Below are 1,146 nucleotides of genomic sequence, written 5' to 3'. Positions count from 1 at the left end.
ATGGTGGTGATGGCAACGATACTATCTTTCTTGAAGGTCTTAATGATGAATTGAACGTAGTTTTTGCCGAGGGTGGAAACGATACTGTCATTGGTGGTAATGGCGTTGACTCCATTGATGCAGGTGACGGTAACGACTTTGTTTCTACTGGTGCTGGGGATGACGTTTTTACTGGTGAAGATGGTAACGATACTCTCAATGGTGGAATCGGTAACGATTTGATAGTTGGTGGTAGGGGAGATGATCGGGTTTTTGGTGATGCAGGTAACGACTTACTGTTTGGAGTTGATGGCAATGACGTTCTAAATGGTGGTGCTGAAAGTGACACCTTGACTGGTGGTGGTGGAAGTGACGCCTTGAATGGTGGTGCGGGAGCAGATAGATTAAATGGCGTCAATCCGATTGTTGATACTTCAGGTTTTGGAAAGGGTGAGATTGACGTTCTTACAGGTGGTCAAGGAAGAGATACCTTCGTTCTAGGTGACCAGAACGCTGTTTACTACAATGACGGCAATCGGTTATCCACTGGAAATCAAGATTACGCTATTATCAAAGACTTTCAATCTCGCTTTGATACTATCGAACTCAAAGGTTCAGCATCAGATTATTTATTGGTTCAATCTGTTGGTAGTCTTCCATTTGGGACATCTATATTCTTCACTGGTGGTTCAAATATTTCTGCTGAACTTATAGGTTTAATTGAAGGACAAGCGGCTACAAATTTCAATCTTAATAATACTAACCAGTTCTCTTTCGTTTAACTTGGTTTACTAGCTGTAATTAAAGCAAAAGAGAGGCTATCTCGGCAATATCCACTAGTTTTTTAGCGAACGCATGGAAGCCGACGCTAATGTTAAAACTCATTATGTGCGATAGCGCAAGTGCTATCGCACATACCTTCATCCGTTGAATTTTGCTCAGTTGCAGCGCTTGTATTCGCTTCTTCAGCCGAGCATTTTCCTCTTGACATATTAACGCTTCCACTTCTTATACACTTTCTCAATACGGTTTGGTTAAAGAAAAAGGGTTTTTAAGTCTTGCGCCTTATATCCCTCCACTGAATTTAAGTACAAAATTCAGTGGAGGGATATAAGGCGGGAAAAACCTAAATATTTTTCAATAAACATTTGAGGTTTTTCCAAACAA

General features: G+C 40.8%; 1 protein-coding gene. It reads left to right on the top strand.

From position 1 onward, the window contains the following. On the top strand, window positions 1–761 hold a 761-nt coding region (locus A4S05_RS38205; RefSeq protein ID WP_141699949.1), incomplete at its 5' end, for a calcium-binding protein. Window positions 762–1,146: the final 385 nt, after the last annotated feature.

Source organism: Nostoc sp. KVJ20 (assembly GCF_001712795.1).
In the GTDB taxonomy this organism is placed as follows: domain Bacteria; phylum Cyanobacteriota; class Cyanobacteriia; order Cyanobacteriales; family Nostocaceae; genus Nostoc.
This window is presented reverse-complemented; position numbering and strand designations above follow the sequence as displayed.